General features: G+C 73.7%; 17 protein-coding genes and 1 riboswitch. Of the genes, 9 read left to right on the top strand and 8 right to left on the bottom strand.

The window, feature by feature from the left end; all coding sequences use genetic code 11:
- Positions 1-325: 325 nt before the first annotated feature.
- A riboswitch (cyclic di-AMP (ydaO/yuaA leader) is annotated at positions 326-526 on the top strand.
- Entirely contained in the window at positions 513-1,769 is a 1,257-nt protein-coding gene (locus ACFVHB_RS20985; RefSeq protein WP_380324119.1) for a transglycosylase family protein, read from the top strand. Its footprint overlaps the riboswitch before it by 14 nt.
- A gap of 179 nt (positions 1,770-1,948) precedes the next feature.
- Positions 1,949-2,149: a hypothetical protein gene (locus tag ACFVHB_RS20980; RefSeq protein WP_380324116.1), complete on the top strand. Its 201-nt coding sequence runs from the start codon at positions 1,949-1,951 to the stop codon at positions 2,147-2,149.
- Between the two features lie 58 nt (positions 2,150-2,207).
- Here ACFVHB_RS20980 and ACFVHB_RS20975 read toward each other — a convergent pair whose 3' ends face one another.
- From ACFVHB_RS20975 to ACFVHB_RS20955, 5 genes are all read right to left on the bottom strand, one after another.
- Positions 2,208-3,227: a LacI family DNA-binding transcriptional regulator gene (locus ACFVHB_RS20975; protein ID WP_380324113.1), complete on the bottom strand. Its 1,020-nt coding sequence runs from the start codon at positions 3,225-3,227 to the stop codon at positions 2,208-2,210.
- A gap of 25 nt (positions 3,228-3,252) precedes the next feature.
- Positions 3,253-4,953 carry a glycoside hydrolase family 13 protein gene (locus ACFVHB_RS20970; protein WP_380324111.1) on the bottom strand — a complete coding sequence of 567 codons (1,701 nt, stop codon included), beginning with the start codon at positions 4,951-4,953 and terminating at the stop codon, positions 3,253-3,255.
- A gap of 39 nt (positions 4,954-4,992) precedes the next feature.
- A complete protein-coding gene (locus ACFVHB_RS20965) occupies positions 4,993-5,898 on the bottom strand; it encodes a sugar ABC transporter permease (RefSeq protein WP_380324108.1) in 906 nt (301 codons plus the stop codon).
- A gap of 39 nt (positions 5,899-5,937) precedes the next feature.
- Positions 5,938-6,942, bottom strand: a complete 1,005-nt coding sequence (locus ACFVHB_RS20960; RefSeq protein ID WP_380324105.1) for a carbohydrate ABC transporter permease — start codon at positions 6,940-6,942, stop codon at positions 5,938-5,940.
- A 109-nt stretch (positions 6,943-7,051) separates the two neighbouring features.
- Complete coding sequence (locus ACFVHB_RS20955; protein ID WP_380324103.1) at positions 7,052-8,329, bottom strand: extracellular solute-binding protein; 1,278 nt, start codon at positions 8,327-8,329, stop codon at positions 7,052-7,054.
- A gap of 514 nt (positions 8,330-8,843) precedes the next feature.
- Between ACFVHB_RS20955 and ACFVHB_RS20950 the strand changes: the two genes are divergently transcribed.
- Positions 8,844-11,222 (top strand): right-handed parallel beta-helix repeat-containing protein, encoded by a 2,379-nt coding sequence (locus ACFVHB_RS20950; RefSeq protein ID WP_380324100.1) that lies wholly within the window; start codon positions 8,844-8,846, stop codon positions 11,220-11,222.
- 161 nt (positions 11,223-11,383) lie between these two features.
- Here ACFVHB_RS20950 and ACFVHB_RS20945 read toward each other — a convergent pair whose 3' ends face one another.
- Positions 11,384-12,466, bottom strand: a complete 1,083-nt coding sequence (locus tag ACFVHB_RS20945; RefSeq protein WP_380324097.1) for an aldose epimerase family protein — start codon at positions 12,464-12,466, stop codon at positions 11,384-11,386.
- A 203-nt stretch (positions 12,467-12,669) separates the two neighbouring features.
- Entirely contained in the window at positions 12,670-15,660 is a 2,991-nt protein-coding gene (locus ACFVHB_RS20940; protein ID WP_380324094.1) for an ATP-binding protein, read from the bottom strand.
- A 295-nt stretch (positions 15,661-15,955) separates the two neighbouring features.
- Here ACFVHB_RS20940 and ACFVHB_RS20935 point away from each other — a divergent pair, with 295 nt between their 5' ends.
- The 3 genes from ACFVHB_RS20935 to ACFVHB_RS20925 all read left to right on the top strand — a co-directional run bounded on the left by ACFVHB_RS20935 (position 15,956) and on the right by ACFVHB_RS20925 (position 19,373).
- Entirely contained in the window at positions 15,956-16,906 is a 951-nt protein-coding gene (locus ACFVHB_RS20935) for a terpene cyclase (protein WP_380324091.1), read from the top strand.
- Between the two features lie 333 nt (positions 16,907-17,239).
- Positions 17,240-18,763, top strand: coding sequence for an aldehyde dehydrogenase family protein (locus tag ACFVHB_RS20930; protein ID WP_380324088.1), 1,524 nt, complete (start codon positions 17,240-17,242; stop codon positions 18,761-18,763).
- 286 nt (positions 18,764-19,049) lie between these two features.
- Positions 19,050-19,373, top strand: coding sequence for a nuclear transport factor 2 family protein (locus ACFVHB_RS20925; protein WP_380324085.1), 324 nt, complete (start codon positions 19,050-19,052; stop codon positions 19,371-19,373).
- 25 nt (positions 19,374-19,398) lie between these two features.
- Here ACFVHB_RS20925 and ACFVHB_RS20920 read toward each other — a convergent pair whose 3' ends face one another.
- Positions 19,399-20,622 carry a serine hydrolase domain-containing protein gene (locus tag ACFVHB_RS20920; protein ID WP_380324082.1) on the bottom strand — a complete coding sequence of 408 codons (1,224 nt, stop codon included), beginning with the start codon at positions 20,620-20,622 and terminating at the stop codon, positions 19,399-19,401.
- 91 nt (positions 20,623-20,713) lie between these two features.
- Here ACFVHB_RS20920 and ACFVHB_RS20915 point away from each other — a divergent pair, with 91 nt between their 5' ends.
- The 3 genes from ACFVHB_RS20915 (at position 20,714) to ACFVHB_RS20905 (ending at position 24,508) form a co-directional block, all read left to right on the top strand.
- Positions 20,714-21,223: an NUDIX hydrolase gene (locus ACFVHB_RS20915; RefSeq protein ID WP_380324079.1), complete on the top strand. Its 510-nt coding sequence runs from the start codon at positions 20,714-20,716 to the stop codon at positions 21,221-21,223.
- A gap of 23 nt (positions 21,224-21,246) precedes the next feature.
- Positions 21,247-22,155, top strand: coding sequence for a TetR/AcrR family transcriptional regulator (locus ACFVHB_RS20910; protein WP_380324076.1), 909 nt, complete (start codon positions 21,247-21,249; stop codon positions 22,153-22,155).
- A 226-nt stretch (positions 22,156-22,381) separates the two neighbouring features.
- Positions 22,382-24,508 carry a hypothetical protein gene (locus ACFVHB_RS20905; protein WP_380324074.1) on the top strand — a complete coding sequence of 709 codons (2,127 nt, stop codon included), beginning with the start codon at positions 22,382-22,384 and terminating at the stop codon, positions 24,506-24,508.
- Positions 24,509-24,580: the final 72 nt, after the last annotated feature.

Genomic DNA, 24,580 nt, shown 5'->3' with positions numbered 1-24,580 from the left:
CCTTCGGGCGGGATGTCCGCTCTGCCAGGTTTTGCCCGGCGATGCGTTCCGCCGGCCCCGGCGGCCTCGCGACCGGCGGCCGGCTCCTCGTCCCTGGCCGTCGTCGCGCAGCCCTCCCCCCGGACGGCCGCGTCGGTCCCGGCCCCCTGAAGCACACGCAGGTGCGTTGGCCCCCAAGGGCGTTGCGCGAAATCGGTCATTTCTGATCATGATGGACAGCACTCCGCCAGGCCGTTCGCAAACCGTGACGAGCGTCACACATGTTTGCGGTTTGAACTTGAGTCTGCTTAACGTGCTCCCCGTTCGTGGCCACACGGACCCAGTTCATCCGCAACGCCGAGTCCTGCCGTCGGGTGCGCTGGCAGCGCAGAAACGCACCACGGCAGGAGCGGGGGAACCACAGGTAAGTCGCCCCGGACCGGTCCGCGTACCGGTTCAGGGCTAGGGGTGAAGCCGCGTCCACAGCGCGGCCGGGCAACTCCAGCCCGAATCCGACAGCTCACCTCGCAGGCGTGGGAGAGGACCGCATCTTCATGCTGCCCACCAACGGCACCCGCCTGTCCAGCCGTACCCGCCGCGCCATCGCCGCGCTCGGAGTCGCGGGTATCGGCCTCACCATCCCCTGCCTGACCACCACCACCGCCTCCGCCGCCTCGGTCGCCACCTGGGACAAGGTCGCCCAGTGCGAGAGCAGCGGCAACTGGAGCATCAACACCGGCAACGGCTTCTACGGCGGCCTGCAGTTCACCAACAGCACCTGGGCCGAGTTCGGCGGCACCGCGTACGCGGCCCGCGCCGACCTCGCCACCAAGGACCAGCAGATCGCGATCGCCGAGAAGGTGCTCGCGGTCCAGGGCCCCGGCGCCTGGCCGGTCTGCTCGGTCCAGGCCGGCCTGACCAAGGGCGGCACCCCGGCCGCCGTCGACACCGCCGCCAAGCCGGCCGCCCAGACGCCGGCCCCGGCCGCGGCCCCGGCCGCCAAGCCCGCCGCCCAGGCGCCCGCCCAGGCCGCGCCGAAGGCCGCCCAGGCCCCGTCCGCCGACTCCGCCAAGGGCACCTGGTCCCAGAACTGGCAGGACAAGGACCGGAACTGGGCCGACTACACCGTCGCCGAGGGCGACTGGCTCTCCGCCATCGCCGACAAGCACCACGTCCAGGGCGGCTGGGAGAAGCTCTACGAGCTCAACCGCGACGTCCTGACCCAGGGCGCCGACGTCATCTACCCGGGCCAGCACCTGCACCTCGGCGACCGCGCCCAGGGCACCGCGGAGCAGAAGTCGGACCAGCAGTTCGACTGGTTCAACCGCGGCTCCGGCCAGGGCTCCACCGCCGCCAAGCCGGCCGCGCAGACCCAGGCCGCCAAGCCCGCCGCCCAGGCGCAGGCCGAGGCGCCCGCCCAGGCCGCCACCGGCAGCATGGCCGCCGCGGTGTCCTTCGCCCTGTCGAAGGTCGGCCAGGCGTACGTCTACGGCGGCACCGGCAACGGCGGCTGGGACTGCTCCGGCCTGACCCAGGCCGCGCTGCGCGCCGCGGGCGTCTCCGTCCCGCGCGTCGCCGCCGACCAGGCCGCCGCCAGCACCCACGTCTCGCTGGACGCCCTCAAGCCGGGCGACCTGCTGTTCTGGTCCAACAACGGCCAGGACTCCGGCGTCTACCACGTCGCGCTCTACACCGGCGACGGCAAGTACGTCGAGGCCGCCAACCCGAGCGCGGGCGTGCGGGTCCAGACCATCGCCAACTTCGCGCCGGACTTCGCCGGCCGGGTCTGACCCCACCCGCCGGGCGCGCACCGGTGCGCCGGAGCCCCCGGGGAGCGTCTGGTCGCTCTCCCCGGGGGCTCCGGCCTGCCCGCACGCCGGGCCACGGCGCACACCGGCGGGCGGTCCGGTCATGGTCAAATCGGCGCGCAGCGGGCATCCTGCTGCTTCGCACCCGAGAAGGAGTCCCCATGGCCCAGATCACCGTCACGCTCGACGCCAATCTCGCCATCGACGTGATGATGCTCTCCGGTACCAAGAACCCCCAGGACGCCGTCGAGCTGGTCCTGCGCGACTACCTGGCCCGGGGCCGGCGCACCGAGACCACGACCGGCGAGGCCGCCGACGGGCAGCGGCTCGACCCGCACCGCCCGGCCGCCCAGGAGGGCTGAGACGCACACGACCGGGGCCCGGAGAGCAATCCGCTCTCCGGGCCCCGGTCGTGGTCGTTCAGCGGGCGCAGGCGCCCGTGGAACCGCGCATCACCAGCTCCGGCTGGAACATGAACTCCCCGCGCTGGGCGGCGTTCCCGCCGACCTCCTCCAGCAGGGCGTCGACGGCCGCGGTGGCCATCGCCTCGACCGGCTGGCGGATGGTGGTCAGCGGCGGCTCGGTGAACGCGATCAGCGGCGAGTCGTCGAAGCCGACCACCGAGACGTCCTGCGGGACGCTCAGGCCGCGCTGGCGCACCGCCCGGATCGCGCCGAGCGCCATCATGTCGCTGCCGCAGACGATCGCCGTGCAGCCCTTGTCCAGCAGCGCGCCGGCCGCCGCGTGCCCGCCCTCCACGCTGAACAGCGTGTGGTGGACCAGCGCCTCGGCCTCCTCCCGCGTCTTGCCGAGCACCTCGCGCATGGCCGCGGTGAAGCCCTCGATCTTGCGCAGCACCGGCACGTACCGGCGCTGGCCGACGGCCAGGCCGATCCGCTCGTGACCGAGCTCGGCGAGGTGCTGGACGGCCATCCACATCGCCGACCGGTCGTCCGGCGAGATGAACGGCGCGTCGATCTTCTCGCTGAAGCCGTTGATCAGCACGAACGGCACCTGCCGGCCGGTCAGCCGGGCGTACCGGTCGTGGTCGGCGGTGGTGTCGGCGTGCAGACCGGAGACGAAGACGATGCCCGCCACACCCCGGTCGACCAGCATCTCCACCAGTTCGTCCTCGGTGGAGCCGCCGGGCGTCTGGGTGCAGAGCACCGGCGTGAAGCCGTGCCGGCTCAGCACCTGCTCGATCACCTGCGCCAGGGCCGGGAAGATCGGGTTGCTCAGCTCGGGGGTGATCAGCCCGATCAGGCCCGCACTGCGCTGGCGCAGCCGGGTCGGACGCTCGTAGCCGAGCACGTCCAGCGCCGCCAGCACGGTCTGCCGGGTGGCGGCGGAGACGTTCGCCTTGCCGTTGAGCACGCGGGAGACGGTGGCTTCGCTGACCCCCGCCTGTGCCGCGATGTCTGAGAGTCGCGCCGTAGTCACGGCCCCAGAGCCTATTGCAACCACGTCAGACCGCCCACCAGTCGGTGCTGTCCGGTGCCAGCACGGTCTCGCCGCCGTCCACCACCGCGTCGGCGGAGGAGAGCAGCAGCCGCCCGGGCGCGGCTATCCGGACGGGCTCACCCGTCGTGTTCACCGTACAGACGAAGGCGCCGCGGCGGAACATCAGGGTGCCCTCGGGGCTGTCCAGCCACTCGACGTCCGTGCCGGCGCCGAGGTCGGGCCGCGCGCGGCGGACGGCCAGCGCGCTGCGGTACAGCTCCAGGGTGGAGGTCGGGTCGCCGGTCTGCGCCTCGACGCTGAGCTGCGCCCACTCGGCGGGCTGCGGCAGCCAGCTCGGGCCGCCGGCCACCGGGCCGAAGCCGTACGGGGCCTCGGTGCCGGACCACGGGATCGGGACGCGGCAGCCGTCGCGGTAGCCGTCCTGGCCGGCCTGGCGGAAGAAGGACGGGTCCTGGCGGACCTCGTCGGGCAGGTCGGTGACGTCCGGCAGGCCGAGCTCCTCGCCCTGGTAGAGGTAGGCGGAGCCGGGCAGGGCGAGCATCAGCAGGGTGGCGGCGCGGGCGCGGCGCAGGCCGAGCGCGCGGTCGCCGGGGGTGCGGATCTGGGTGCCGAGGCCGGGCTCGTTGGCGAACCGGGTGGCGTGCCGGGTGACGTCGTGGTTGGAGAGCACCCAGGTGGTGGGGGCGTCGACCGGGCGCATCGAGTCGAGCGAGAGGTCGATCACCGTGCGCAGCTCGGCGGCGTCCCAGGAGGTGCCCAGGTACTGGAAGTTGAAGGCCTGGTGCAGCTCGTCGGGGCGGACGTAGTTGGCGGTGCGCTGGACGGTCGGGGTCCACGCCTCGGCGACGCCGATCCGCTGGCCCGGGTACTCGTCGAGGATCCGGCGCCAGCTGCGGTAGATCTCGTGCACGCCGTCCTGGTCGAAGAACGGCATGACGTCGTTGCCGAGCAGCTTGAGCTGGTCGCCGCCGCCGATGTCGGGCAGGCCGGGGGCCTTGACCAGGCCGTGGGCGACGTCGATCCGGAAGCCGTCGACGCCCATGTCCAGCCAGAACCGCAGGATCGAGCGGAACTCGTCGGCGACGGCCGGGTTCTCCCAGTTGAAGTCGGGCTGCTCGGGGGCGAACAGGTGCAGGTACCAGTCGCCGGGGGTGCCGTCCGGGTTCTCCGAGCGGGTCCAGGCCGGGCCGCCGAAGATGGACTCCCAGTCGTTGGGGGGCAGTTCGCCGTTCTCGCCCTTGCCGGGACGGAAGTGGTAGCGCTCGCGCAGCGGGGACGCAGGACCCTCGCGCAGGGCGCGCTGGAACCACTCGTGCTGGTCCGAGGAGTGGTTGGGGACGAGGTCGACGATGATCCGCAGGCCCAGGTCGTGGGCGTCCCTGATCAGGCCGTCGGCGTCCAGCAGGGTGCCGAACATCGGGTCCACCGCGCGGTAGTCGGCGACGTCGTAGCCGGCGTCGGCCTGCGGCGAGGCGTAGAACGGCGAGAGCCAGACCGCGTCCACGCCGAGGTCGCGCAGGTAGGGCAGGCGGCTGCGGATGCCGGGCAGGTCGCCCATGCCGTCGCCGTTGGAGTCGGCGAAGCTGCGCGGGTACACCTGGTAGATGACCGCGTCCCGCCACCAGCCTCTGGACGCGCCGGCGCCGGCCTCGTGAGCAGTGGCGTCGGCGGCGGGCCGGGAGGTGTCGGCCAGGTTCTGGGTCATGGACGGTATCCCTCGGGGATCAGAGGAGCGGGGTGGCGGTCAGGACTTGGAGGCGCCGGCGGTCAGGCCGGTCACCAGGTGACGCTGCACCAGGTAGAAGAGGACCGACGACGGGATCGCGATCAGCACCGCGGTCGCGGCCATCAGGTTCCACTGGGCGTCGTGCTCGCTCACGAAGGTCTGCAGGCCGACGGCCAGCGTGTACTTGTCGGAGCTGAGCATGAAGGTGGAGGCGAAGGCGACCTCGGCCCAGGCGGTCAGGAAGGAGTAGAACGCCGCGACGGCCAGGCCCGGGCGGGCGAGCGGCAGCACCAGCCGCCAGAAGGTGCCGAGCGGGGTGAGTCCGTCGACCCGGCCGGCCTCGTCGATCTCCACCGGGATGGTGTCGAAGTAGCCCTTCAGCAGCCACGCGCAGTACGGCACGGTGGTGGTCGAGTAGACCAGGATCAGGCCGAGGTAGCTGTCCAGCAGGTCGAGCTCGGAGAGGATCGTGTACATCGGCACGATCAGGACCGCGATCGGGAACATCTGGGTGACCAGCAGCGACCACATCAGCGGCCGGTGGCCGGGGAAGCGCATCCGGGAGACGGCGTAACCGGTGGAGGCGGCGATGAACACGCCGAACACCGTGGTGATGCCGGAGACCAGGAACGCGTTGCCGAACCAGGTGAAGAAGTCGGTGTCGGACAGCACCGTGGAGTAGTTCGCCAGCGTCATCTTGTCGAGGATGTCGCCGGGGTGGAGGTAGTCGGTCTTGTCCGGGCCGAGCGAGACGTAGAGGATCCACGCCACGGGGAAGAGCGCGATCAGGCTGGCCAGGATCAGGGCGCCGTGGGAGAGCGCCTTGGCCAGCGGGGACGCCTCGCCGCGGCGGCGGGCCTTGGCCGGCTGGGCGGCGGGGGCCGCGGCGGCGATCGGGGCGGGTCGTTCGGTGGTGGTGCTCATCAGGGTTACCTGCCTTCGTCAGTCACGTGGTCCGGGGCCTCAGCCGTTCGCGCGCTCGTTGCGGGCGAGCCAGCGGCGGTAGAAGGCGGTGAAGACGATCAGGATGGAGAGCAGGATGACGCCGTAGGCGGCGGACTGCGCGTAGTCGCGGGGCTGCTGGCCGAAGCCGAGTCGGTAGGCCCAGGTGACCAGCAGCTGGGCGTCGGGCGCGCCGGTGCCGCCGAACAGCAGGAAGATCACGGCGAACTGGTTGAAGGTCCAGATCACGCCGAGCAGCACGACGGTGGAGGAGACGGTGCGCAGCCCGGGCAGGGTGACGTGGCGGAACCGCTGCCACGCGGTGGCGCCGTCCATCTCGGCGGCCTCGTACAGCTCGGCCGGGATCGACTGCAGGCCGCCGAGCAGCGAGATCATCATGAACGGCACACCGACCCAGGTGTTGACCAGCACCGCGGCCGCCTTCTGCGCCAGCGGGTCGTCCAGCCATCCGGGTTCGGGCAGGTGCAGGGCGGAGAGCAGGCCGTTGACGGCGCCGCCGTCGGCGAGCATCAGGCGCCAGGAGAAGACGGTGACGAAGGTCGGCACGGCCCAGGGCAGGATGAGCAGCATCCGGTAGACCGCGCGGCCGCGCAGCTTCTGGTTGAGCAGCAGGGCGAGGCCGAGGCCGACGGTGTAGTGCAGGAAGACGCAGAGCACCGTCCAGCTGATGGTCCAGACGAAGTGCGACCAGAAGCGGTCGTACGAGCCCGGTCCCCAGAGGATGTCGGCGTAGTTGTCGAAGCCGACGAACTTGTAGCTCGCCGGGATCTCGTTGACGCCGATCTTGCGGGCCGAGTTGAGGCTGTTGGCGTCGGTGAGGGTGAGCCAGACGCCCTCGACGAGCGGGTAGAGCACCAGCACCCCGAGCACCAGCACGACCGGCGCGATCATCGCGTAGGCGTACCAGTGCTCGGCGTACGAGCGCTTGAGGCGCTCCATCAGGCCCGGACGCGGATCGCGCTCCCGGCTGCCCTGGCCGGTGGCGCCCTGCACGGCGACTGACATGTTCGACACCTTCTCGGGGAGGTCCGCCGCCTCGCTACGGCGACTGCTGCTACGGGTCCGGCCGTCCGGCCCGCCGGGGGGTGGCGGCGGGCCGGACGGCTGCTGGGTGTTACTTCGCGAAGCCCGGGAGGAGCTTGGCGTAGTCGGTGGCGACGGTGTTCAGGCCGTCCTGGGTGCCGGCACCCTGGACGATCTTGCCGAGGTTGGTGCCCAGCGAGGCGAACAGCGAGCTGTACTCGGCCAGTTCGGGGCGGGGCTTGGCGCTGGCGAGCACGGCCTGGAAGCCGGCGATGCCGGGGTCGCCCTTGACCTCGGGGGTGAAGGCGTCGGCGCGGGTCGGCAGGGTGGAGTTCTTCTGCGCGATGAACGCCTGGCTCTCGGCGGAGGTCATGAAGGCGGCGAACTTCTCGGCGGCGGCCTTGTGGGCCTTGTCGGCGCCGGCGTAGACCGAGATGTTGTGGCCGCCGGTGGGGGCGCCGGCCTTGCCCGCGGAGCCGGCCGGGACGGGGGCGATGCCGAGGTTGGTCTTGTCGGCGAAGGCGCTGCCCTTGTAGATGTTGGTGATCTCCCAGGGGCCCTGGATGATCGCCGCGACCTTGCCGCTGTTGAAGGCGTCCATCATGTGCGCGTAGGCGTCGGTGGTGACGTCGGCCTTGGCCAGGCCGGCACCGTTGAACATCGACTTGTAGGTCTCGACGCCCTTGACGGCCTCGGGCGAGGTGATGGTGATCTTCTTGCCGGCGGCGTCGACGGTGTCGGTGCCCTCGCCGAACAGGAACGGCATCGCGTAGTAGCCGTCCGCGGCCTTCAGCCAGAAGCCGTCCACGCCGGCCTTCTCCTTGACGGCGGCCGCGGCGGTCTTCAGCTCGTCCCAGGTCTTCGGAGGGGCGGTGATGCCGGCCTTGGTGAAGAGCTCCTTGTTGTACATCAGGCCCAGGGTGTCGGTGACCAGCGGGACACCGTAGATCTTGCCCTCGTACTTGGCCTGCTGGATCAGGCTGGGCTGGAAGGAGCCGGCGTCGGCGGCGGCCGGGGTGCCGTCCAGCGGCTCCAGGAAGCCGGCCTTGGCGAAGGCGGCGGTCCAGCCGACCTCGGAGCGGAACACGTCCGGAGCGCCCTTGGCCCCCATGGCGGTCTGGAGCTTGTTCTGCGCCTGGTCGAACGGCACGTTGACGAAGTCGACCTTGACGTTCGGGTTGGCCGCCTCGAACTTCTTGACGAGCTCCTGGTAGTTCGGCGCCTCGTTGGTGGCGTTCGACGTGTCCCAGTAGGTGAGGGTGACCGGCCCGTCGGCCTTGCCGTCCGAGCTGGAGCCGCTGCTGCCACAGGCAGCCATCGAGACCGCGAGGGCCACAACGAGGGCAGAGGCCGCGATGCCACGCCGCATGAGAACTCCTTGGGAGGGGTGGGGGTGCCCGAGATGTTGGGAGACAGGCGCATAATGGCTGCCTCGTGCCGACCGCACCGTTGCTGCCGTCGAGCTGGAAGGAAGTTAACAGCGGGGCAATCACCACGGAAAGTCCTTGCAGCAAGTTTCTGCAAGAAAAGGGGATCGTTACGCCCGCGTGTCCTTGACGTTGCCGCACGGTAGTTGACGGGCGACGCAATCCGGACCGATTGTCCGTTTTACCCCCATCTGAACCCCGGCTATTAATACGCTGCGTTTCCGAAATCCCTTGCAGCGGACCTACAGCACACCCCTACCGAGAGCCCGGACCATCGACCCGGGCTCTTCGCACGTCCGGCAGGGTCCCACCGGAGTCCCGGCAGGCCGCCGAATCACGGTGGCCGCCACGGTCTCCCATGGCTACTGTGGCCCCGCGCCGCAGTGATCATCGACTGTCATGCGTTCCCTCGGGGGGAGCACCCGGCGCCCTAACCTGACCATGGGGGGATCAGTAGTGCCCATCCGTCCGCGTGGCGGCGTCGCCGCCACGATCGTGAGTCTCACCGTCCTCGGGACGGCGCTGCCCGCCCTGGCGGCGCACGCGGACTCCGCCTACCTGTACGTCTCCGGTTACGCCGGCAACAACTGCTCCGACAGCGGCACCGGCACCCAGGCCCAGCCGTTCTGCAGCATCCAGGCCGCCGCCGACGCCGCACAGCCCGGCCAGACCGTCCTGCTCTTCGGGGAGTTCGACGGGCAGACCGTCATCCGGCGGTCCGGCACGCCCGAGCACCCGATCACCTTCACCCACGCCAACGCCGGCCCCCAGCTGAGGTCCAGCACGGATCCGCACGTGTTCACGGCCACCGGCGTCCACGACATCGTGATCAAGAACATCACCTTCGGGCGGACGCCCAAGGAGGCCGTGCTCATCACGGACTCCGACCGGGTCACGGTGACGGGGAACACGTTCACCTGGGCCGGGGTCCGGAACAGGCCCGAGGCGGAGCCGGCCCCGGGCATCCGGCTCACCGGGAAGACCACCGGCACCACGATCAGCCGCAACCGGATCGGCGGCAGCGGGACGGCCGGCATCGCCGTCGACGCGGGGGTGGCCGGCACGGTCATCACCACCAACGCCATCACCGCCAGCGCGAGCGGCGCGATCGTGGTCACCGACGCCCCCGGCACGGTCATCACGAGCAACTCGATCGCCGACAACTGCCACCGCGGCATCGAGCTGGCCGGCGACTCCTCCGGCGCCAGCATCAAGAACAACATCATCACCCACGACTTCTGCAACGACACCGGCACGGTGGAGCTGGCGGTCTCGGCGGACTCCGCCACCGGCACCAAGGTCGACCACAACGTCGTCTACCCGGCCGCCGGCGCCACCGCCTACACCTGGGGCGGCGCCGCCTACGCGTCTCCGGCGGAGCTGGCGGCGGCCACCGGCCAGGGCGTCCACGACCTCAGGGTCGACCCGAAGTTCTCACTCGGCGGCGGAGCCAACGAGGAACTCGTCCCGACCGCCGACACCGCCGCGATGGACTCGGCCGACGAGAGCGCCCCCGGCCAGCTGGACACCGACCTGAACGGCACCGCGGCGGTCGACGACCCGGTGGAGCCCGACACCGGCACCGGCAGCGGCCACCGCGACCGGGGCGCGTTCGAGTACCAGAACCCGTTCCGGGCCACCTTCGACGCGTACCCCAGCACCAACCCCGGTCACCCGCCGCAGGAAGCCACCATCACGGGTGAGGTCTACTCCCCGTGGCACCCCGCGGTGACCACCCTGGACTTCGGCGACGGCAGCGCCCCGGTCGTCTCCCCGGTCTTCCCGCTGACCCACGCCTACGCGCCGGGGTCGTACACCCTGACCCTGACCTCCACGGACGGCAGCGGCGCCTCGGCCAAGCTCACCCGCACGGTCGGCATCGTCCCGGCCGGCCCCATCGAGCCGAGCCTGGTCGTCTACCACAACCGGCAGGGACCGGCCCACGTCGACGCCGGCGTGTGGCGCCTGTCGAGCCCGTGGCCGGTGAGCGGCTACAGCTTCGACTTCGGTGACGGCACCCCGGCCGTCGTCCGCAGCGGCCCCGCCGATCCGGGCCTCGTGCCGCACGACTACACGGCCCCCGGCTCCTACCCGGTCAAGATGACGGTGACCGACGACCACGGCCGCTCCGCCGTCGCCACCGGCACGTCCACGATCAACTTCGCGGTACCGGGCGACATCCCCGTCGCCGGCCGCTGGGCGTCCGGCAAGGGCGCGTCCAACGGCATGTTCAACTCCGGCTCGTGGGTCCTGCGCTCCACCGTCCAGGGCGGTCCGGCCAGCCTGACGAAGCTCTCCTTCGGCCAGGCCGGCGACCTCCCGGCCGCCGCGGACTGGGACGGCGTCGGCCACGACCAGCTGGGCATCTACCGGAACGGCCTCTTCGCCGTCCGCCACGACGACGGCAGCGTCACCACCGCCGCGTTCGGCGCGGCGGGCGACCTCCCGGTGCCGGGCCCCTGGGACCACAACGGCCACGCGCAGCTGGCGATCTACCGGCCCAGCTCCCGCACCTTCGCCGTCCGGCACGACGACGGCAGCGTCACCACCGCCGTCTTCGGCGACGCGGGCGACGTCCCGGTCGTCGGCGACTGGGACGGGGTCGGCCACACCCAGCTCGGCATCTTCCGGCCCAGCACCGCGGCCTTCGCGCTGCGCCACGACGACGGCAGCGTCACCAGCACCGTGTTCGGCTCGCCCGGTGACGTCCCGCTCGTCGGCGACTGGTTCACCATCGGGCGCACCACCTGGGGCGTCTACCGCCCGAGCATGGCGACGTACGCCTTCACCGGTGCCTACACCTCCAACTGGGGTGCCGCCAACCAGCTCTACTGACCGGGGCGGGCACGGCGCACCGAAGGAACAGCGGTCCTGGGAGAGCGGGCCCTGCCGGATCCCTCCGGCAGGGCCCGCGGCGTTCTCCGGCGTCGTTGCGCGCCGCCCGGAGGGTCAGGCCGCCCGGGAACGGGTCACCCGGGAACGGGCCACCCCGAGACTCAGGCCACCCCGAGGCGCAGCACGGTGACCGAGCGGAACTCCTCCCCCGGCCGCAGCACGGTGCCGGGGAAGTCCGGGTGGTGCGGGGAGTCCGGGAAGTGCTGGGTCTCCAGCGCGACCCCGGCGAACGGGCCGTAGGGGACGCCGCTCGCACCGGTCACCGCGCCCTGGAACTTGTTGGCCGTGTACACCTGCAGGCCCGGCTCGGTGGTCAGCACCTCCAGCGTGCGGCCGCTGACCGGGTCCTCCAGCAGCGCCGCCCGGGCCGGGGTGCCGTCGGCCGGGCGCGGGCGGAGCACCCAGTTGTGGTCGTAGCCGCCGGGACCGGCCAGCTGCGGGTGCTCGTCGTGCACCGACTTGCCGATCGGCCGGGCGGCGGTGAAGTCGAACGGCGTGCCGGCCACCGGCTCCTGCCGGCCGTACGGGATCTGCCGGTCGTCCGCGGGGGTGTACGCGTCGGCGTCCAGGGTGAGCAGGTGGCCGAGGACGTCGCCGCTGCCCTCACCGGCCAGGTTGAAGTAGGCGTGGTTGGTCAGGTTGAGGACGGTCGGCTTGGTGGTCACCGCCCGGTAGACGATGGTCAGCTCGCCGGCCGCGCTCAGGGTGTAGTCGACGGTGACGTCGAGCGCGCCGGGGAAGCCCTGGTCGCCGTCCGGGCTGTGCAGGTGCAGCCGGACGCCGTCGGGCAGCGGCCCGGCCTCCCACATCCGGTGCGCGAAGCCGTCCGGGCCGCCGTGCAGGGTGACGCCGCCGCCGGTCGGGGCGAGCGGGTGCTCCTCGCCGTCGATGGTGACCTTGCTGCCGTCGATCCGGTTGGCGTACCGGCCGACCACGGTGCCGTGGTGCCGGGCCGGGCCGAGGATGTGGGCGAGCCGGTCGCTGGAGAGCAGCACCTGCCCGGGCCGGCCGGTGCGGTCGGGGGCGGTGAGGGTGTGCAGGGTCGCGCCGAGGGTGAGCACGCTCGCCTCGTACGGACCGGCCCGCAGCGTCCAGCGCTCGATCGCGGCGCCCGCGCCCGAGGGTTCGAGGGGTTCGTGCCGCACACTGGTCGTCTGCGACCCGTTCGCCGGGGGCGTCGCCATGGCCTGCTCCTCACTGGCGGCCGCGGCGCACCGCCACGGCCCCTGGTACCGGGTCCGACCGGGGCCCCGCGCGACGCGGTCCCCGCAGGTGAAGCGTAGTCAGCCCGAGCAGCGGCGGGGCGTACGGGCGCCCCCGCGCGCCGCCGTGGCGCCTCCGTCCGCCGGCGGTCCGGAGGCACCCCCGGACCGCCGTCCCCCGGACGTCATTCCCCCGCTCCCTCGCGCTGCTCGGGCGGCAGGCCGAGCGCCGAGGCGAGCCCGTCCGGGCCGCTGCCCGCCTTGCGGTAGACGGCCGCCAGGCGGCGGTTGACCAGGCTCAGGTGGACGCCCAGCTCCTCGGCGATCCGCTGCGGCGGCACGCCCCGGACGGCCAGCCGGGCGACGTCCCACTCGGGCTGGCTGAGCATCTCGCGCACGTCTCCCAGGCGGTTGGGCCGCAGGCCGTAGTTGGCCAGTTCGCGGCGGGCCCGCTCGACCAGGCCGTCGGCGGCGCAGTGCTGGGCCAGCTCGATGCCCTGGTACAGGAACTCCTGGGCGTCCTCCAGGCGGCCGACCCGGCGCAGCGCGGCACCCAGGTCCACCAGGGCGACGGCGTGCTCGTAGCCGGCGGGCGACTGCCCGAGGTGGCGGACGGCCTCCTCCAGCAGCTCGACCGCCTGCTGGCCGTCCTCGATCTCGGCGTGCAGCCGCAGCGCGGTGCCGATCGCCGAGGCGGTACCGAACCGGCGCGCGTCCTGCACGGACCGCCGGGCGTACACCCGGGCGCGCTCCGGCTCGTCCTCGGCGAGGGCCACGGCGAGGTGGCCGGCCCACGGCGCCCAGACCGTGTTGTGCCAGCCGCGGGCATCCAGCTGGGCACCGGCCTCGATGAGCGCGGCCGCGGCCCCGGCCCTCCGGCCCTTGGCGAGCAGCAGCTTGCCGTACAGCGAGGCGGCGTCCGGCAGCACCATCGCGGTGGCGTGGTACGGCGGGCCGAAGCCGAAGCCGGTGGCGAGGTCCCAGGCCTCGTTGATCCGGCCTCGGGCGATCAGGGTGTCCACCAGGACGCCGACCGCGTCCCAGGCGAGCGGCAGCTTGGGGCCGATCCGCTCGGACAGCCGCAGCGCGCGGCGCAGGAAGTCCTCGGCCTCGGCGAGCAGGCCGCGGCGGAACCGGGCCAGGCCCATCAGGAAGTACGCGAAGCCGCGGTGGGCGCCGCTCCAGCCCGCGATCTCGAACTGGACGATGGCGTCCCCGAACAGCCGCTCGGCCTGCGCGATGCGGTCGCTGTAGGTGTAGGAGAGGCCGAGCGTGGCGGGCAGCTCGAAGCCCCAGGTGCTGTCCGTCCAGCCGAGGCCCTTGGGCAGCCGGCCCTGGTCGAGGACCTGGTCCGCGTGCCGCAGCACCTCGGCGGAGGGTTCGCCGCGCAGGGTGAGGTCCCAGGCGCGCAGCGCCAGGACGGCCCGGTCGGCGGCCTCCCGGCCGGTGAGGCTGCGGCAGAGCGCGCCCAGTCGCGCCGAGCGGCCGGGCCCGTCCTCCTCGGACTTGCGGTAGGCGTGCCACATGAAGGCGGCGGCCTCCAGCCGGAGCCGGCCCGCCGGGTCGTCGAAGGTCCGCTCGGCCTCCTCCTGGCAGACCCGGGCGGCCTCGCCGAGCTGGCCGCTGTGCGCGAGCACCTCGGAGAGCCGGAACGTGGCGTCGACGCGGAGCGAGGGGCGCAGCGGCCCCTCCTCGGGGTCGAGCGCGAGCCGGAGCTGGTTGACGGTGGCGTGCGGGTCGGTGAGCAGCGCGGAGCAGCCCAGTTCGTACAGCACCTCGGCGCGGATGTCGTCGTCCGGCGGCTCGGCGAGGGCGCGGTGCAGGCAGCGCTGGGCGGCCTCGGGCGCGCCGATCAGCTGGTGTTCCTGCGCCGCGCGGCGGAGCTTGCGGACGGTGCGGTCGTCGCCCTCGCCGGGGAAGGTCTCGACCAGGTGCCGGGAGGCGGCGAGCAGGCCGAGCCCGGCGTTCTCGATCTCGGCGGCGGCCACGCCGTGCATGCCGGTCCGGGTGGACTCCGGCATGGTGTTGTAGATCGAGCTGCCGATCAGCGGGTGGACGAACTCGAGGTTCCCGCCGGGCGTCTGGGTGAGGATGCGCTGCCTGCGCAGCTGCTTGACGGACTCGCGGGCGCCCTCGGTGCTCTGGGTGGAGATCCGGGCGGCGAGGTCCTGGCGGATGTCGGTGCCGAGCATCGCGCAGGCCCAGGCGAACCGCAGGGTGGTGGCGCCGAGCTTGTCCAGCCAGCCCTTGAGGGTCATCCCGATGACGTCGACGGCGAGCTCGCGCAGCTGCTGGGAGTTCTCCTCGACCGGGTCGAGCTCCTGGTCCCGGACCTGGTCGAGCAGGGCGACGGCCTCGAACGGGTTGCCGTTGGCGACGTTCCAGAACTCGTAGCAGAAGGCGTCCTCGGCCTTATCGCCGAGCTCCGCGCGGATCATGTCGGTGACGGAGACCAGCGAGAGCCGGCTGAGCTCGTGCCGGCGGGTGGCGAGCTCGGAGACGGCGGCCCGGTGGTCCTGCGCCTCGGGCTGCCAGTCGTTGACGTCGTCGCGGTAGGCGAAGACCAGCAGGACGGGCAACTCGCGGGCGCGGACGGCGAACTGGGCGAGCCAGGCCAGCGATTCGAGGTCGGACCAGTGCAGGTCGTCGACGATCATCACCAGCGGGGCACGCCGCGGGGCGAGCTGGGTGAGCACGTAGTCGAGGCCGTCGCGCACGCCCTGCGGGTCGAGGCGGCGGGCCCCGGCCTTCGGCTGCTTGAGGCCCATCGCCGGTCCGACGACCTCCTCCCAGGTGCCCATGACCTGCCGGAACTCGCTCGGCGCGAGACTGCCGAGGACGGGCTGGAGCAGCTGGCGCAGGACGTGGTACGGCTCGTTGGACTGGCGCTCGCCGCCGCGGGCGAACAGCACGGTGGCGCCCTCGCGGAGCTTGGCGAGCCGGCGGACCTCGTGCAGCAGGCTGGTCTTGCCGATGCCGGGACGGCCGGAGAAGGTGAGCAGTTCGCCGATCTCGGTGCCGCCGGCCGCGAACTCCCGGCAGAGCTTGTCCACCGCGGCCTCGGCCGAGCGGACTTCGGCGTCCCGGTCGCGCAGCCTGACCCGGGGCGACACGGCGTCCGCGTCCCGCGCGCCGGCGCCCTCCCCCGCCCGAAGTTCGTGTCCCTGCTCGGTCACCGTCACGCCTCCGCCTCGCCGTTCCCTGCTCGTGGAGCCGAGATTAGCGCCGTGGGGGGCGCGCTGTTCGGCATTCGCCCAGGCTGGGGCGGAGATTGAGGGTTCGGACGGGTTGCCAAGGGCAATTGCCCTATATCCCTAACGTCCGATCATTGCATCGGATACTCTACGGCCCCGAATTAAGTTGATCTTGCCATGGCGCCCCCGCCCACTTCGACCCCCCCGGCTGCTCAACTCCCCCACATGGCTTATCAGTAGCACCAGCACCCCCACCATCCGCCACACCGGGAGTCCGATGTCTGACGACACCTCACTTCAGATTCCGTTCCCGCACCGTCGAAGCCCGCACGGGCAGTACGCCACCGAACTCCACCGGGACTGGCTGACCCGCCATCCGCTGCTCCCCGACCCCGCCCACCCCTCCTACGCGCACTGGGACGTGGTCGCCCTCGCCGCGCTCGGCTACCCCGACGCCGGGCCGGACGAACTCGCCCTGGCCGCCGACCTGATGGGCTTCTACTTCCTCTTCGACGACCAGTTCGACGGCCCGCTCGGCCGGCGGCCGACCGAGGTGGCCCCGATCTGCGAGCGGCTGATCGCCATCCTGCACGGCGCGGGCCGGCCCGACCCCGCCTCCGCCGTGGAGACCGCCTTCGCGGACCTCTGGCGCCGCAGCGCGCGCGGCATGCCCGCGCGCTGGCAGGCGCGTGCCGCGTACAACTGGGAGTGGTACCTGGCCAGCCACCCCGCCGAGGCCGCCGGCCGGATCTCCGAGCGCCCGCCGGACCGGGACGGCTACCTGGTCCTCCGGCGCGGCACCGCCGCGATGGAGACCATCTTCGACATGGTGGAGCGGCTCGGCCAGTTCGAGGTGCCCGCCGCCGTCCTGCACCACCCGGTGCTGCGCCAGATCCGCCAGCTCGCCGCCGACATCCCCTCGCTCAGCAACGACGTCCGTTCCCTCCCGCTGGAGGCGCCGCGCGGCGACGTGAACAACCTGGTGCTGATCGTGCAGCGGGAGCGCCACTGCTCGGCCGAGGAGGCCTGCGCGGTGGTGCTGGCCGAGGCCCAGATGATGGTCGAGCGCTGCCACGAGCTGTACGAGCGGCTCCCCGACGTCCACCGCGAGCTGGGCCTCTCCCGGGTGGAGCGGACCGTCGCCCAGCGCTACGCCGACGGCCTGGTCACCTGGCTGGCCGGCTACCTCACCTGGGAGTCCCGCACCGGGCGCTACCTGGCCGCCTGAGCCCCGGCCCGGGCCGGCGGCGGGGAAACGGCGCGGCAACGGCGCGGCGGCGGCGGGCCGTTGGCGGAGCAACGGCGCGGCGGCGGCGGGCCGTTGGCGGAAAACGGCCGGATCGCCCACCCTCCGTGGACGGCGGCAGCACGGACCGTAGCCACACCCGCCGGTCCGCGGCTAGGGTGCCGGACGGCGGGGCGCCCCGGCGGCGCCCGGCCCGCGTGCGCGTGACCGTACCCTCCGCCGGACCGCCGGACCCCGTCCGGTCCGCGGTCCGGCGCGCCGCCCGGCCCGCGCGGCCGCGGCGGTGCCCCGACAACGCGAGGAGGCACCCCGAGCATGACGGTCTACCAGCCCCCCGGCCGACCCGGAGCCATCGTCAACTTCCGCCACCGGTACGAACACTGGATCGGCGGGGAGTGGACCCGGCCGATCCGCGGCGAGTACTTCGAGAACCCCACCCCGGTCACCGGCGAGGTCTTCACCGAGGTGGCCCGCGGCACCTCCGAGGACATCGAGGCCGCCCTCGACGCCGCCCACGCCGCCGCCCCGGCCTGGGGCCGCACCCCGCCCGCCGAGCGCGCCCAGGTCCTGCTGCGGATCGCCGACCGGATGGAGGCGCACCTGGAGGAGCTGGCCGTCGCGGAGAGCTGGGAGAACGGCAAGCCGGTGCGCGAGACGCTGGCCGCCGACCTGCCGCTCGCCGTCGACCACCTGCGCTACTTCGCCGGCGCGCTGCGCGCCCAGGAGGGCGGCCTCTCCCAGCTGGACGAGGACACCGTGGCGTACCACTTCCACGAGCCGCTGGGCGTGGTCGGCCAGATCATCCCGTGGAACTTCCCGATCCTGATGGCGGTCTGGAAGCTCGCCCCGGCCCTGGCGGCCGGCAACGCGGTGGTGCTCAAGCCCGCCGAGCAGACCCCGGCGTCCGTCCTGCTGCTGGCCGAGCTGACCGCCGACCTGCTGCCGCCCGGCGTCCTCAACGTGGTGAACGGCTACGGCCTGGAGGCCGGCCGCCCGCTCGCCTCCAGCAGCCGGATCCGCAAGATCGCGTTCACCGGCGAGACCACCACCGGGCGGCTGATCTCCCAGTACGCCAGCGCCAACCTGATCCCGGTCTCGCTGGAGCTCGGCGGCAAGAGCCCCAACCTGTTCTTCGCCGACGTCGCGGCCGAGCAGGACGCCTTCTACGACAAGGCGCTGGAGGGCTTCGCGATGTTCGCCCTCAACCAGGGCGAGGTGTGCACCTGCCCGAGCCGGGCGCTGATCCAGTCCGACGTCTACGACCGGCTGCTGGCCGACGGCCTGGAACGGGTGCGGGCGATGCGCCAGGGCAACCCGCTGGACACCGAGACCCAGGTCGGCGCCCAGGCCAGCATCGACCAGCTGGAGAAGATCCTCTCCTACATCGACATCGGCCAGGCCGAGGGCGCCAAGGTGCTGACCGGCGGCGACCGGGCCGACCTCGGCGGCTCCCTGACCGGCGGCTACTACGTGACGCCCACCGTCTTCGAGGGCGTCAACGGCATGCGGATCTTCCAGGAGGAGATCTTCGGCCCGGTCCTCTCCGTCACCCGCTTCGAGGACTTCGAGGACGGCGTCGCGCTGGCCAACGACACCCCGTACGGCCTCGGCGCGGGCGTCTGGACCCGGGACGGCAGCACCGCGTACCGGGCCGGGCGGGCGATCCAGGCCGGTCGCGTCTGGACCAACTGCTACCACGCCTACCCCGCCCACGCCGCGTTCGGCGGCTACAAGAACTCCGGCATCGGCCGGGAGACCCACAAGACCGTGCTGGAGCACTACCAGCAGACCAAGAACCTGCTGGTGAGCTACTCCCCCGACGCGCTCGGCTTCTTCTAGCGGAGGAACGCGGGGTGGGAAGCCGGCCGGCTTCCCACCCCGCCACCACTCCCCGTGGTCCGCTCCCCGTGCTGCGCTCCCCGGGTGTGCCGCACCTCCGGCGGGTCGCCCGAACCGCACCAACCGACGGGTCACCCGAACCGCATCAAACGGGGGCGAATCGCCAGTAACGGGATCTAAGCACATCAATGCCGAAAATCGCCGACGCGCCGCCGACATGCCCGGACACGCCCGGGCGACGCAATAAACAGGAGGTCCGAGCCCCTAGCCCCACCCGGGAGATCCCATGACCATCGCCGTCGCCAAGCTCACCGACCCGGCCGTGCGCGCCTTCGTCACCGCGGTCAACGCCAACGACCGGGCCGCCCTCTTCGCCGTGCTCGCCCCGGACGCCACCATGTCCGACGACGGCTCCGACCGGAACGTCGCCGACTGGACCGAGCGCGAGATCTTCGCCAGCCGCGGCCACATGGACGTCCAGTCCGAGGGCGACCACGGGCGGGCGCTGGTGGCCAACTACAGCAACGAGACCTGGGGCGAGATGCGCACCGCCTGGCGCTTCACCGTCGACGACGGGAGGATCACCCGCTTCGAGACCGGTCAGGCCTGAGCCCACCGGCCGGTCCGCCCCGGGCTCAGGACAGCCCCAGGCAGCCCCGCACCGCGCGGATCAGGTTGCGGGAGCGGATGTCCCCCGTCACCCCGGGCTGCATGCCGTTGGTGACGTAGCCGAAGCCCAGCCCGAGGTCCGGGTCGGCGAAGCCGAGCGAGCCGCCCCGGCCCGGGTGGCCGAAGCTCGCCGGCGAGGCCATCAACGCGGTCGGGCCGTGCCGGAAGAAGCCCAGGCCGAAGGTCGAGTTGACGATCAGCACCCGGTCCGGCCCGCTGACCACCGGCCCGACCGCGCGGCTCAGCACCTCGGGCCCGAGCAGCGGCGGCACCGGGTCACCCGGCCCGGCGCCGTGCCGGTCGGCCGCGCCGACCAGGGCGGCGTAGAAGCGGGCCACCGACCGGGCGGTGCCGATCCCGCCCGCGCCGGGGATCTCGGCGGCCTGCACCGCCGGGTCGTTGAGGTCCACGCCGGGCCGCACCGAGGCGAAGGCCCGGGCGGTCAGCGAGTCCGGGTTCTGGTAGGCGTCCCGCACCGACTGCTTGGGGCGCAGCCGCAGGCCGCTCGGGCCGGTCCGGGCGGCCTCCGGCGCGGGCAGGTCGACCAGCCGGCCGACCCGGGGCGCGGCGCCGGCCGGCAGCCCGATCCACAGGTCGAGGCCGAGCGGCCGGGCGATCTCCTCGGCGAAGTACTGGCCGACCGTGCGCCCGCTCACCCGCCGGACCACCTCGCCGACCAGCCAGCCGAAGGTGTACGGGTGGTAGCCGTGCGCGGTGCCGGGCTCCCAGGCGGGCGTCTGGGCGGCGACGGCGGCCGCGGCCCGCTCCCAGGTCAGCACGTCCTCCAGCCGCAGCGGCACGTCCAGCGCGGGCACGCCCGCCTGGTGCGAGAGCAGCCAGCGCACCGGCACCCGCTCCTTGCCGGCCGCCTTGAACTCCGGCCAGTAGGAGGCGACCGGCGCGTCCAGGTCGAGCTGTCCCCGCTCGGCCAGCAGCAGCGCGGTGGTGGCGGTCAGGCCCTTGGTCACCGAGCGCAGCACCTGCGCGGTGTCGGCCGTCCACGGCACGGCCGGCGCGGGCCGGCCGCCCACCTCCGGCCGGGCGTCGCCGCCCCACAGGTCGACCACCTTGCGGCCGCGCACGTACAGCGCGAAGGCCGCACCCAGCTCGCCGTACTCGTGGAAGTTGCGTGCGAAGGCGTCCCGCACCGGCTCGAAGCCCTCGGCCGTCTCGCCCCAGATCTCCACCACCGCGCCGCCCTCAGCCCGTCTCGTCCGGTCGGTACCCGCGCCGGTGCGGAAAAGCGTTCGCACCGGGCCCGGAAACCCTAACCTGTCCGTCATGACCACGAACCCCGCCGAGGAACTGCTGGACGTCGTCGACGAGCACGACCGGGTGATCGGAACGGCCCCGCGCGGGGAGGTGTACCGGGACGGCCTGATCCACCGCTGCGTCTTCGTCCTGGTCCGCGACCCGGCCGGGCGGATCTTCGTGCACCGGCGCACCGACACCAAGCTGTTCGCCCCCGGCGCGTACGACATGTTCGTCGGCGGCGTGGTCGGCGCCGGCGAGACGTACGCGAGCGCCGCCGTCCGCGAGGCCGAGGAGGAGCTGGGGGTGAGCGGGATCGAGCCGCGACCGCTGTTCAAGTTCCTGTTCCGGCAGGAGGAGCTGTCCTGGTGGTGCGACCTGTACGAGGCGCGCTGGGACGGCCCGGTCGCACCGCAGGAGTCCGAGGTCGCCTGGCACGCCTGGCTCACGCCCGGGGAGCTGGACGAACGGCTGGCCCGCGACCCGTTCGTCCCGGACGGCCTGGAGGCGTACCGCCGCTACCGGCAGCTGCGCGCGTAGCGCGGCCGGATAGGGTGGCGCGCATGGCCTCCCGCACGCCGTCCGCCCCGATCCCGTCCGCGCCGTCCCCGGCCGCGCGCCCGCACCGGGGCACCGACAAGGGCGCCGCCCCGGGCAAGGGCACCGACGGCAGGGGCACCGACGGCAGGGGCACCCCGGGCAAGGGCACCGGGCGCGCCGCCGACCAGGGCGCCGAGAAGCAGCGCCGGCGGCTCAGCGTGGACGAGCGGCGCGAGCAGCTGATCGCGGTGGCGCTGGAGCTGTTCAGCCGCCGCCCGCCGGAGGAGGTGTCGATCGACGACATCGCGGCCGCGGCCGGTGCCTCCCGGCCGCTGGTCTACCACTACTTCCCCGGCAAGCAGGCGCTGTACGAGGAGTCGCTGCGCCGGGCGGGCCGGGAGCTGGCCGGGCGGTTCGAGGAGCCAGCCGAAGGCCCGCTCTCGGAACGGCTGTACCGGGTGATGGGCCGCTACCTGGACTTCGTGCAGAGCCACGGTCCCGGTTTCGCGGCGCTGCTGCGCGGCGGTTCGGTGGCGGCCAGCGCCGGGACGTCCGCGGTGATCGACGAGGTCCGGCAGGCCGCGGCCGACCAGATCCTCGCCCACCTGGCCGTCCCCGTGCCCAGCCCGGGCCTGCGGCTCACCGTCCGCGCCTGGATCGCCAACGCCGAGATCACCTCGCTGGAGTGGCTGGCCGAGCGCTCGGTGCCGCTGGAGGAGCTGCAGCTCCACCTGGTCCAGGAGTTCGTGGCCGCGCTCACCCTGACCGCCGCCCGGGAGCCCGCGCTGGCGGCCGAGCTCGCCGGGTTCTTCGCCGGGGAACGCCCGGACGGCCCGACCGGCCTGCTGGTGCGCGACCTCGCCGGGCTGTTCGCCGTCCCGGGCATCGCGGACTCGCTCGCCGCACTGGCCGCCGGGCCCACCGCGGACTGACCGGCCGCGCACGGAGCGACGCCGCACGGACGCCCGCCGCCGGGACGGGACGGGCAGCACCCGCCGGTGCACACAGCGCGGCCACAAGGGCTGCACCGGCCGCCGGTTCTGCCCTGACGGCGGCCTCTGATAGGAATGTGCACGGATCTGACGGCGCGACGGCCACCGGCGTGCCCGGACCACCGGACCACCGAACGCACACGCAGGAGAGCGGGGGGCTCATCAGTTGACCCAGGACGGCCAGTTCACCGCGGAGGCCAATCCCTTCGCCGCCGCGGAGCAGGTATCCGCGACGCTCGGCGCGCTCACCGAGGCCCTGTTCGAGACGCACACCTCGCGCCACCCGGCGGCCGCGCTCACCGCGCTGCGCCCGGGCTCGCACCCGTCCGCCGAGACCCTGTTCAACCTGCGGCTCGCCCCCAACGGCCCGGTGTACGACGCCGTCGACCGGCTCGGCACCGTGGTCACCGCCGGAACGGCCCGGCCGGGCACCGGCGCCCCGGTGGCCGAGCTCGCCACCGACGCCCTGCTCGCCCGGTACGGCGGTGGCCCGGTGCGCGGTGCGGTGGCCGACCGGGGCACCACCTCGGCCGCGCTGTTCGGGCTGCCGGTGACCGGCGAGCCCGCCGACCCGCAGCTGCGCCCGCCGTTCGCCGCCGCGCTGGCCGCGCTCGCCGCCGGGCAGCAGACCCGGCAGCCGGTCGAGCTGGCCACCGGCGCCGGCACCGAGGTCCGCCTGGTCGTCCCGCCCGGCTTCCACCCGCTGACCTCCCCGGGCGGCCCGCCCGGCGTCTCGGCCCGCACGGTGCCCACCGGCCCGGCCGCCGCGGGCGGCGTCGCCACCGCGAAGGGCGGGGACCCGGGCGCCGCCGCGGCCGCGGGCGAGCTGACCACGCATCTGGCCGAGGTCGCCGAGGAGCTGTTCAGCGGCACCGGCACGGCGCCGCGCCGCGACTTCGCGGTGATCGCCGCCACCCTGGCGGACGCCGTCACCGCCTCCGGCACGGTCTACGCGGGCGTCTGCGCGGTGCAGGTGGACGGCCGCCCGAGCGACGCCACGCTGGTCGTCTCACTGGCCCAGCACCCGCTGCCGATCACCGGGCTCGCCACCGAGCTGGCCACCGTCCGCCGGCACGCCGAGGTCTGGACGGTCCTGCTGCCGGCCGGCCCGGCCGCCGTCCTGGTCGAGGGCCGCAGCGTCCCCGTCCCCGGCGCGCTGTCCGCCGACGGGCAGCCGCGCCGGGCGGTCGCCGCGGTGGCGGAGGCGTTCGTCCCGCTGCCCGACGGCGTCACGGTGCTCTGCGTCCAGCTGACCACCGGCCGGGCGCAGGACTGGGACCTGTACACCGAGGCCTTCGCCGAGCTGCTGCGCAGCGTGCAGTTCGGGTGGGACGGCGTGGCCGGCAAGCTGACCGCGCCGGCCGTGCCGGTGCCGGCCGCCGCCCCCACGCTCACTCCGACGCCGGCCCGCGGCTTCCCGGCCGAGCCCGCCCCGGCCGCACCGGCGCCCGCCGCCCCGGCAACCGCGGAGCCGCTCGCGGCCGTGCCGGCTCCGGTGGCCGCGGCGGGCGCGCCCGCGTCCGCCGGCCTCCCGACGGTGTTCACCGAGCCCGGCCCGGCCGACCCCACGCCGCTGCCGGTGCACCTGCGGGGCACGCCGGTGCACGTCCCCCCGGCGGACTTCAACCCCTTCGCCCCGGTCGCCGACCCGACGCCCGCCCAGCCGATCCTCGTCCCGACCGACGGCCCGGCCGACCCGTTCGGCGGTCCGTTCGAGGACCCGTTCGGCGGACCGTCCGCCGGTGGCACGGCCGGCTCCGGCACCGCGCTGCTCGCCGAGGACCCGGACCGCACGCCCAAGGGCACCCCGGTGATGATCCCCCCGCCGGACTTCAACCCCTTCGCCCCGCAGGCGCCGACGCTCACCGACACCACCGTGCCGGGCGCCGAGGCGGACGACCGGCCCAAGGGCACGCCGGTGATGATCCCGCCGCCGGACTTCAACCCGTTCGCCCCGCAGCCGTCCGACACGCCCGCCCCGGCCGCCGCGCCCGCCGTCGCGGCCCCGGTCACCGATCCGTTCGGCACGGTGACCGCGGACCAGCCGAGCGACCCGTTCGGCACCACCGTCCCGCAGCAGGCCGCGCCGGTCCCGCCGCCGCCCACGGCCCCGCCGGCCGTCCCCGCGCCGGCCGCCGACGCCGGCTCGCCGGGGGAGGAGCGGAAGCCCAAGGGCACGCCGGTGATGATCCCGCCACCGGACTTCAACCCGTTCGCCCCGCAGCCGTCCGACACGCCCGCCCCGGCCGCCGACGCCCCCGCGGCGGCCCCGGAGACCAGTCCGTTCGGCTGACCGACGCCCACCCGGTGGCCGCCTCCTCCCCGGAGGGGGGCGCCGGGGGGTTGGGGGCCGCCGGGGCCGCCG

This window comes from Kitasatospora sp. NPDC127111, assembly GCF_042677465.1.
In the GTDB taxonomy this organism is placed as follows: domain Bacteria; phylum Actinomycetota; class Actinomycetes; order Streptomycetales; family Streptomycetaceae; genus Kitasatospora.
This window is presented reverse-complemented; position numbering and strand designations above follow the sequence as displayed.